Genomic DNA, 9,102 nt, shown 5'->3' with positions numbered 1-9,102 from the left:
CTGTTGCATCTGCTGCGGCTGAACGCGGCCGGCGAACTGCTGCATGGCCATGTTCATCACTTGGCTGATTTCGCCGCGGGTGATGTCTTCGCCGTTAACGCGTACAACGACTGCGTTGGGATCGGAGGTGAGCGGGTTGGCTTTGACCGGTTCGGCAAAGAGGTCTTCCGTGGCGGACAGATCGACCGGCTCGGGGGTGGGGACGCTTGCGGCTTCGTCTTCTTGGCAACCGGAAAGCACGAGCAGTGCCGCAACCGGCATCAGCAAGAGGGTTTTCTTATTCATGAAATTGATAAACATCGGTCTTGATCCTTTCTTGGAGTTTGCACTAATACACCGCACCCGTATGAATGACGTATGAAGGGCGCATAGTGCCCATCGGGGGCACTAATGTCAACGAATTCAGACGGTTTTGAAAGGCGAGCGTTGAAATGTTGAAAAAGGAAATCCACGAGCGGTTCCAGTGCTCCGGCTGCGGCGAATGCTGCCGCTGGACCGGTTCGGTGTTGCTGACCGAGGCCGATCTGCCGCGGATGGCCGCCTGGTTGGGAATGTCCGTTCAGGACTTCATCGATGCGCATACCCGCCTGGCGCCGAACCGCCGGCAACTGGCCCTGCTTGACCAGGCCGACGGGAGTTGCGCCTTTTTGGCGGGGGACCGCTGCACGATCTACGAAGCCCGGCCGGAACAGTGCCGCACCTTCCCCTTTGCCTGGAGCGTAACCTTCGGTTGCCCCGAGCTGGACCGGCTCCGGGCCGCGTTCCCCGCCGACGGGGAATGATGCTTTAGTCCAGCACCTGCAGGGCAAGATCGACGATGCCGAAGGGGGCGCTCACCTGGAATCCCGCAACCCGGTCGGAAATCGCTTCGCAGATTTCGCGCGCGATCTCGATGCCGAGCTTGCGGCCATCCTCCTTGCTTTTGGCGTGGCTCATCCGTTCCAGGATCGAATCGGGGACCTCCACGCCGGGCACTTCGTTGGCCAAAAACTCGGCATTGCGGAACGAGACCAGCGGCCAGACCCCGGCCACCACCGGAATGGTGGCGCCCTTCGCCGCGGCGGAATCGAGGAACCGCAGGAGTGCTTCCGGATCGAAGATCGGCTGGGTGATGGCATATTCCGCCCCGGCGTTGATCTTGTTCAGGTAGTGCTGCAGCTCGTGCGCCGGATCGATGGCGCACGGATTGGCGCCAACTCCGATCAGGATGCCCGTCGGCGGATCGATCGGGTTGCCGCCGACATCGATGCCGTGGTTGAGATTGTTGACCACCTGGGTCAGGCCGACGGCATCGACGTCGAAGACGGCGGTGGAATCGGGGTAGTCGCCCAGTTTGGGCGGATCGCCCGTGATGATGAGATAGTTGCGCAGGCCGCCGGCATAGCCGCCGAGCAGGTCCGACTGCATGCCGATCAGGTTCCGGTCGCGGCAGCAGTAGTGCAGGACGGTCTCGATGCCGATCTCGCGCTCGATCGCCAGCGCGGCGACCATCGGCGAAATGCGCGCACTCGCGCGCGGCCCGTCGGGGATGTTGATGGCGTCGATGCCCGCATCTTTGCAGACCCGGCATTTGTCGAGCATCGGCCGGAGGTCGATGGAGCGGGGGGGGGTGATCTCCACGCTGGTCACCTTTTCGCCTGCGGCCAGCTTGGCGGCGAAGGAGCACTTCTCCGCCAAAGGCACCACCGCGACGGCCGGCATTTCGCGGTCGGAGTGTTTCACGATCGTTCGGTGTTTTTTCACGCCGGAGAGCGATTTGATGTTACGGGCCATTTCGGCGATGTGCTCGGGCGTGGTGCCGCAGCAACCGCCGACGCCGCGTGCGCCGAGCTGGATCATGCGCTTGCAGTATTCGGTGAAATATTCCGGGGTCGACATATAGATCATGCGCCCTTCCACCAACTGGGGAACCCCCGCGTTGGCCATCACCGTGAACGGTTTGGTCGTCAGCGGAAGCGCCCGCTCGGTAATGCTGAATGCCGCCGCCGGCCCGATGCCGCAGTTGATGCCGATGCCGTCGACGTTGGCGTCGGCGTGCAGCGCTTCGACCAACTGTTCGATCTTCTGTCCGCCGCGGGTTTCGCCGTCCTTGCCCACGGTCATGGAAACGAAAACCGGAACGCCGAACGCTTTCGCCACGCCCGCCGCCAGCCGCGCTTCCTGGATATGGGTGAAGGTTTCGATCAAAAAGAGATCGACCCCTTCGTCGGCCAATACCGCCATGTGCTCCCGGAAGACCGCCGCGAGTTCGTCGGCGTGGCGCTCTTCGAAGAGCTGGTCCGATTTAAGGCAGGGCCCAACCGATCCGGCCACCAGCACGTCGTCGCCCGCGGCTTCGCGCGCCAGCCGGACGGCGGCGCGGTTGATGGCTTCGAGCTGGTCGGCCAGCCCGTGGCTTTGCAGCTTGATGCGGTTCGCGCCATAGGAGTTGGTTTCGATGACGTCCGCGCCCGCCTCCACATACTCTTCGTGGATCTGGGCAATCAGTGCGGGGTTGGTGACGCAGAGCTGCTCGTAGCAGGCGTTGATGAACACGCCCTTCGAGTAGATCATCGTCCCCATCGCTCCGTCGAAAATCAGCGGGTGCTCTTTTATCTGTTCGAGAATGTTTCTCATGATTAGGTCTCTGTTGTGATTCGAAGTTTTCGTGACGATTGAGCCGTGAGGCGTGAAACGGCCTCTGAGCTCATTTGCCGTTGTTCCTATTGTTGCTCGCGCTCAATATAGTATTCGCGGGTTCGGATTTTATCTTAATTGTGCCCACTCTATGTATTTGAGACATTCCGGCCTCATTACCTTCCGTGAAAAGGTTTGCGTTGAAAAAGGCGTAGTTCTTTCCATCGGTATGTATGGAGCTTTTGTAGACCACACCATCGTAACCCCACGATTTTAACCATTCTGAGATGATTTGCGTCGGAGCATATTCAGCAACCTCTGTAGTATTCGAAACGGGTTGGGAAAACGCATGGTTCAATTCTGACCATAGCTGTGTTTCTATCTCGGCAGGAGATGCCGGAAGTTCCTTTCTCATGCATATTTTCAGCGCGAGGGGGGATTCTATGTCGTTTGTTAGGTCTATTGCCGATAATGTCGCGAATGGCCGAAAAAAAGCCACCGAGATGAGTTCTCCAATCCAAGGGCGCATTTCTGAAACTGCGGTCTCAATGCTATCCGCCGCATAGAAGCATGGTATTCCTTTTGGATTGATTCGTCCTTCACTCGCCTTGTCCGGCGGAGGTGCCAACATCTGTTCGATGGGATAGGGCTGGAAAAAGCTGTTCTCTATACCTGCATGGCCCTTCCGCGCTCGAACTAATTGTTGATCTTGGCCGACGGGCCTCTTTCTTTTCCGTGCGGAGTCCTGCAGGAAGGCTCTGAACTTTTTTGATTCTTCATCCAGCACAAATCTGGATTTGTTCACGACCTTGTCGGCGAAAGTCTGATAGGCATCATAGGTAATGCTCATAGGCTCAACTCCTCCCATTCTTAGAACGGGATCTCCTGATGGCTCGTGTTCGCAACGTATTCTACAATGTCTTCCTTGATTTTGTAGCCGCGTTGGTCGGGGACCATTTTGATCAGCAATCTAATGATCTGGGTCGTAAAATCCATTCGGTGTTCCGCAACGGATGTCCCGAGGACATGGCGGCCTTTGTAGTACCAACCACGACTTTCCCGGGCCGAGCCAAGAGCGTATTCGTAAAACCGGGCACGATCCTTTGAGCTTTGCTTGGAGTATCCCTCTTCAATGTTGGCGCTCATGGAGCCGACAGAGCGATACAGCTGATCGGAAAGGGAGCGGGTGCAGTTGTCTGCCGAAAGCTTTTTCGCGTCTTTCCAGCTAATGTCGGCAAGAAACAGTGAAAGCCGATACGCCTCCATCGTCCAAAGAGAATCATTCCGAATGACAGTCGGCACTCCTTCTTCCCATTCAGCATAGTTCATTCCGTTCACCTCACGCCTCACGCCTCAATCGTCACGCTAAACATTGTAGCCCAGATTGGGCGCGAGCCACTTTTCGGCTTCCTCGATGCTCCAGCCTTTGCGCGCCGCGTAGTCGGCCAGCTGGTCCTTGTCGAGCCGGCCGAGCGGGAAGTAGCGCGAATCGGGATGCGAGAAGTAGAGGCCGGAGACGGACGACGGCGGGGTCATCGCCATGCTTTCGGTCAGCTCGATCCCGGTCTTTTCGGTTGCGCCGAGCAGTTGGAAAAGGGTCCGTTTCTCGGTGTGGTCGGGGCAGGCGGGATAGCCCGCCGCCGGACGGATGCCCTGATATTTTTCGTTGATCAGCTCGTCGGGCGCGAGGTGTTCGGTCTTGCCGAAGCCCCAGTCCTGCCGCGCCTTTTCGTGCAGATATTCCGCGAAGGCTTCCGCCAGGCGGTCGCCGAGCGCCTGTACGAGGATGGCGTTGTAGTCGTCGTGGTCGGCCTTGAAGCGGTTGGCGATCGCGACCACCTGCGGGCCGGTCGTTACGGCGAAGGCGCCGATATAGTCCGCGCAGCTCGCTTCTTTCGGTGCCACGAAGTCGGCCAGCGAGCGGTTCGGCGTGGCGTCTTTCTTGATCATCTGCTGCCGCAGGAAGTGCAGCGCGTTGAGCTTCTGCGTGCGCGACTCGTCGGTGTAGATTTCGATGTCGTCGCCGACGCGCGCCGCCGGGAAGAAGGCGTGGACGCCTTTCGGCTCGAACCACCGTTCCTCGATGGCCTGCTGCAGCATCGCTTGGGCATCGTCGAAGAGCGCTTGCGCTTCCGGTTTTTCGAGGATGGCGGGATATTTCCCTTCCAGTTCCCACGTCCAGAAGAAGGGCGTCCAGTCGATGTAGGGCACGAGCTCCTCGATGGCGACTTCCACGGTTTGGGTGCCGAGGAACTCCGGGGCCGGGGGAACGTAGCCCTTCCAGTTGGGCGCAAAGGCATTGGCGCGCGCTTTTTCCAGCGGCAGGAATTCGCGGATTTCCTGCGCGGCTTCGTGTTGTTCGCGGATGGCGTTGTATTCGAATTTAACCTTCTTGCGGAAGGCTTCGTCGCCGCTGAGTATCGCCTGCACCACCGTCACCGCCTTGGAGGCATCGATCGTGTGCATGGCGAGGCCGCTGTATTCCGGCATGATTTTAACCGCGGTGTGTTTCTTGGACGTGGTGGCGCCGCCGACCAGCAGCGGAATGTCGAGTCCTTCGCGCTCCATCTCCCGGGCCACATGCACCATCTCGTCGAGCGACGGCGTAATCAGGCCGGAGAGGCCGATGATGTCCGCCCCCCACTCCTTGGCTTCCTTGAGAATGGTTTCCCATGGAACCATGACGCCGATATCCTTCACCTCGAAGTTGTTGCAGGCCAGCACGACGCCGACGATGTTTTTGCCGATGTCGTGGACGTCGCCCTTGACGGTGGCCATCAGCACTTTCCCGGCGCTGGACGATTCGTTGCCTTCCTTCTCGGCGTCCATGTAGGGCAGGAGGTAGGCGACCGCCTTTTTCATGACGCGCGCGCTCTTGACCACCTGCGGCAGGAACATCTTGCCGGAGCCGAACAGGTCGCCGACGATGCCCATGCCCGCCATCAGCGGGCCCTCGATGACGTGCAGCGGCCGGTCGTATTGCTGCCGCGCCTCCTCGACGTCGACGTCGATGAAGTCGACGATGCCTTTGACCAAGGCGTGCGACAGGCGCTCTTCAACGGTGCCTTCGCGCCAGGCCTGGACCTCGGCTTCCTTTTTGGCGTCGCCGCCCTCGGCCTTGATCTGCTCGGCAAACTCGATCAGGCGTTCGGTCGCATCGTCGGTGCGGTTGAGCACGACGTCTTCGACCGCCTTCATCAGATCCGCCGGCACCTCGTCGTAGACTTCGAGCATGCCGGGGTTGACGATGCCCATGTTCAGGCCCGCCTTCATGCCGTGGTAGAGGAATGCGGCGTGGATGGCCTCGCGGACGCGGTTGTTGCCGCGGAACGAGAACGAGACGTTGCTGATGCCGCCGCTGACCGATACGCCGGGCAGCGTTTCGCGGATGACCTTGGTGGCTTCGAAGAAGGAGGTGGCGTTGATGCGGTGCTCCTCCATGCCCGTGCCGACCGGGAAGACGTTCGGGTCGAAAATAATGTCGGTCGGGTCGATCCCCAGTTCGCCGACGAGAATGTTGTAGGCGCGGGTGCAGATGTCGATGCGCCGCTGCGTGGTGTCGGCCTGGCCCTTTTCATCGAAGGCCATGACGACCATGCCCGCGCCGTAGCGCTGGATTTTGCGGGCGTGCTCGCGGAAGGCGTCTTCGCCCTCCTTCATGCTGATGGAGTTGACGATCCCTTTGCCCTGGACGCACTTGAGCCCGGCTTCGATCACCTCCCACTTGGAGGAGTCGATCATGATCGGCACGCGGCAGATGTCCGGCTCGGAGGCGACCAGATTGAGGAACTGGACCATCATCGCCACGGAGTCGATGAGTCCCTCGTCCATGTTGATGTCGATCAGGTTGGCCCCGGTTTCGACCTGTTGCCTGGCAATTTGCAGGGCCTCTTCCAGGTTGCCCTCGCGGATCAGCCGCGCAAACTTGGGCGAGCCCGTGATGTTGGCGCGTTCGCCGACCATGCAAAGATTCATTTCCGGCGTGATGCGCAGCGGTTCGAGACCGCTGAAGTGCGGCGCGGCGTCGGGCTTGGCCGGCTTGCGCGGCGGATGCTTTTTAACGACTGCGGCCATGGCGCGGATGTGGTCGGGCGTGGTGCCGCAGCAACCGCCCCAGATGTTGGCGAGCCCGTGGGCGGCGAAGTCGTCGTAGATCTTGGCCATGTCGTCGGGCGAATCGTCGTAGCCGCCGAAGGCGTTGGGGAGTCCGGCGTTGGCGTAGATGCTGATGTAGCAGGGGGCCACCTCGCCGAGCTCTTCGAGGTAGGGGCGCATGTCGGCCGCGCCGAGCGCGCAGTTGATGCCGACGGAGATCGGTTTGGCGTGCTCGATCGAATACCAGAACGCGGCCGGCGTCTGGCCGGAGAGGGTGCGGCCCGATTTGTCGGTGATCGTGACCGAAACCATGACGGGCAGGCGCTGCCCGGTTTTCTCGAACACCTCGTCGATGGCATAAAGCGCCGCCTTGGCGTTGAGTGTGTCGAAAATCGTTTCGACCAGCAACACGTCGACGCCGCCTTCGATCAACGCTTCGGCCTGCTCGGAGTAGGCCGCCACGAGATCGTCGAACGTAACGGCGCGGTAGCCGGGGTCGTTCACATCGGGCGAGATCGAGGCCGTGCGGTTGGTGGGGCCGATCGAGCCCGCGACGAACAGCGCGCGGGAGGGATCTTTTTCCAGCACGCGGTTCACCGCGTTGCGCGTCAGCTTGGCGGCCTCGATGTTCAGTTCCCTGACGAGCGGTTCCAGCCCATAGTCGGCCTGCGAGATGGTGGTGCAGCTGAAGGTGTTGGTTTCGACGATGTCCGCGCCGGCTTCGAGGAATTGCACGTGGATATCCTCGATCAGTTGCGGCTTGGTCAGCGTCAGCAGGTCGTTGTTGCCCTTCAGGTCGGACGGGTGGCCGGCAAAGCGGGGGCCCCGGAAGTCGGCCTCTTCGAGCTTGTGCTTCTGGATCATGGTGCCCATGGCCCCGTCGAGCATCAGGACCTGGTCTTTCAGCCGTTCGGCGAAGCGTCTGCCGCCCTCGTTCGTATAGAATTCATCACTCATTCAGTACCTCGTTTCCCAAAAGAAGGGATGGTGTATATCCGCTTATCCGGATATTGCAATATAAAAGCGGGGTTCAATTGGTAAAGCCTTGTAATATGGTTCTTCGCGCAAGGAAAGGCAATTACCGGGCGCAGCCCTCCGCGATTGCGGGATTCGGGGGTTTGCGTTGGGGGGATGCTGTGATACAACGCGCCCCATGAAACGAATCGGAATCACCATCGGGGATATCAACGGGATCGGGCCGGAAATTGCGCTCAAGGCGATTGGGCACGGGCGCTGGCCGGCGGACGTGCGGTTTGTGCTGATTGGTTCGGAGCAGGGGGTCCGCGAGCAGGCCGCCGCCCTGAAGATCCCGGTTTCGAAGAAAATCGAATTTTTGGAGGTCGGCCAGGCAAAGTGGCAACCCGGAACGATCACGGCGGGCGCATCGCGCCTGGCCGAGGCGGCGATCCGCGCGGCGGTGGCGGGATGCCTGTCGGGCGAACTCGCGGCCATGGTGACGGCGCCGATTTGCAAAGAGGGCTTCCATCGGGCGGGGATCCGGGTTCCGGGCCATACCGAATATCTGGCCGAACTCACGAAAACGAAGAATTTCGGCATGATGCTGATGGGCGGCGGTCTGCGGGTGATGCTCGTGACGCGCCATCTGCCGATTTCCGCCGTCCCGGCGGCGCTGACGAAACGAACGATCCGCGAGCATATCGAGCTGACGGGCGAGGCGCTCAAGCTCTTCGGGCTGCCCGCCGGAAAAATCGGGGTCTGCGGGCTGAATCCGCACGCGGGCGACGGCGGGGTGCTGGGAACCGAGGAAAAGACGCTGATCAATCCCGCCATCAAGGCCGCCCGGGCCAAGGGGTACAACGTTTCCGACGCCATTCCCGCCGATACCATTTTTTATGAAGCGCTGCGCGGCGACTACGATGCCGTGGTGGCGATGTATCACGACCAGGGGCTGGCTCCGCTGAAGATGATCGGCTTCGACGAAGGCATCAACGTCACGCTGGGCTTGCCGATCATCCGGACCTCGCCCGACCACGGCACCGCTTTCGGCATCGCCGGGAAAAACCAGGCCTCGGCCAAGAGCATGCGCAACGCCATTGCCCTTGCCCTCGAAATGGCCTCCAACCCCAACCCATGGAAAAAGTAACGGAACCCATCCGGCGGAATGAATTTCCGGCTGGATTGCGCGATTTTGTTGAAAAGAGACGACGATGAGTGAAGAACCGAGATTAACGAGTCCGAAAGAAGTGCGCGCGTTGCTGGCGCAGCTGGGGCACCGCCCGAACAAGGGGCTGGGGCAAAACTACCTCATCGATGCCAACATCCTGGACATCATCGCCAACACCGCCGACATTCAGCCGAACGAAGCCGTGCTGGAGATCGGCCCCGGCCTCGGCGCGCTCACCGAGCGCATCCTCCCGAAAGCCAAATCGG

The 9,102-nt window shown here is 60.6% G+C and carries 7 protein-coding genes and 1 pseudogene; 3 read left to right on the top strand and 5 right to left on the bottom strand.

What is annotated here, in order from left to right:
• A pseudogene (locus ABYO54_RS10050) lies at positions 1–300 on the bottom strand (hypothetical protein); the annotation flags it as partial.
• Between the two features lie 131 nt (positions 301–431).
• Here ABYO54_RS10050 and ABYO54_RS10045 point away from each other — a divergent pair.
• Positions 432–782, top strand: coding sequence for a YkgJ family cysteine cluster protein (locus ABYO54_RS10045; protein WP_372808118.1), 351 nt, complete (start codon positions 432–434; stop codon positions 780–782).
• A gap of 4 nt (positions 783–786) precedes the next feature.
• Here ABYO54_RS10045 and ABYO54_RS10040 read toward each other — a convergent pair whose 3' ends face one another.
• The 4 genes from ABYO54_RS10040 to metH all read right to left on the bottom strand — a co-directional run bounded on the left by ABYO54_RS10040 (position 787) and on the right by metH (position 7,668).
• Positions 787–2,616: a bifunctional homocysteine S-methyltransferase/methylenetetrahydrofolate reductase gene (locus tag ABYO54_RS10040; RefSeq protein WP_372808117.1), complete on the bottom strand. Its 1,830-nt coding sequence runs from the start codon at positions 2,614–2,616 to the stop codon at positions 787–789.
• Positions 2,617–2,686: 70 nt separating this feature from the next.
• Positions 2,687–3,466, bottom strand: coding sequence for an RES family NAD+ phosphorylase (locus tag ABYO54_RS10035; RefSeq protein WP_372808116.1), 780 nt, complete (start codon positions 3,464–3,466; stop codon positions 2,687–2,689).
• 20 nt (positions 3,467–3,486) lie between these two features.
• Positions 3,487–3,945, bottom strand: a complete 459-nt coding sequence (locus ABYO54_RS10030; protein ID WP_372808115.1) for a four helix bundle protein — start codon at positions 3,943–3,945, stop codon at positions 3,487–3,489.
• 36 nt (positions 3,946–3,981) lie between these two features.
• Positions 3,982–7,668 carry a methionine synthase gene (gene metH, locus ABYO54_RS10025; RefSeq protein ID WP_372808114.1) on the bottom strand — a complete coding sequence of 1,229 codons (3,687 nt, stop codon included), beginning with the start codon at positions 7,666–7,668 and terminating at the stop codon, positions 3,982–3,984.
• Between the two features lie 196 nt (positions 7,669–7,864).
• Between metH and pdxA the strand changes: the two genes are divergently transcribed.
• Complete coding sequence (gene pdxA, locus ABYO54_RS10020; RefSeq protein WP_372808113.1) at positions 7,865–8,815, top strand: 4-hydroxythreonine-4-phosphate dehydrogenase PdxA; 951 nt, start codon at positions 7,865–7,867, stop codon at positions 8,813–8,815.
• A gap of 64 nt (positions 8,816–8,879) precedes the next feature.
• A partial coding sequence (locus tag ABYO54_RS10015; protein WP_372808112.1) for an rRNA adenine N-6-methyltransferase family protein occupies positions 8,880–9,102 on the top strand: 223 nt, incomplete at its 3' end.

This window comes from Pontiella sp., from assembly GCF_041622395.1.
GTDB lineage: Bacteria > Verrucomicrobiota > Kiritimatiellia > Kiritimatiellales > Pontiellaceae > Pontiella.
Note: the sequence above shows the minus strand (reverse complement) of the source record. Positions and strands in the feature narration are given on the sequence as shown.

Bases quoted from the DNA above. Each gene is read 5' to 3' on its own strand.
- pdxA (WP_372808113.1), top strand. From the start codon at position 7,865: ATGAAACGAATCGGAATCACCATCGGGGATATCAACGGGATCGGGCCG.
- ABYO54_RS10030 (WP_372808115.1), bottom strand. From the start codon at position 3,945: ATGAACTATGCTGAATGGGAAGAAGGAGTGCCGACTGTCATTCGGAAT.
- ABYO54_RS10035 (WP_372808116.1), bottom strand. From the start codon at position 3,466: ATGAGCATTACCTATGATGCCTATCAGACTTTCGCCGACAAGGTCGTG.
- metH (WP_372808114.1), bottom strand. From the start codon at position 7,668: ATGAGTGATGAATTCTATACGAACGAGGGCGGCAGACGCTTCGCCGAA.
- ABYO54_RS10045 (WP_372808118.1), top strand. From the start codon at position 432: ATGTTGAAAAAGGAAATCCACGAGCGGTTCCAGTGCTCCGGCTGCGGC.
- ABYO54_RS10040 (WP_372808117.1), bottom strand. From the start codon at position 2,616: ATGAGAAACATTCTCGAACAGATAAAAGAGCACCCGCTGATTTTCGAC.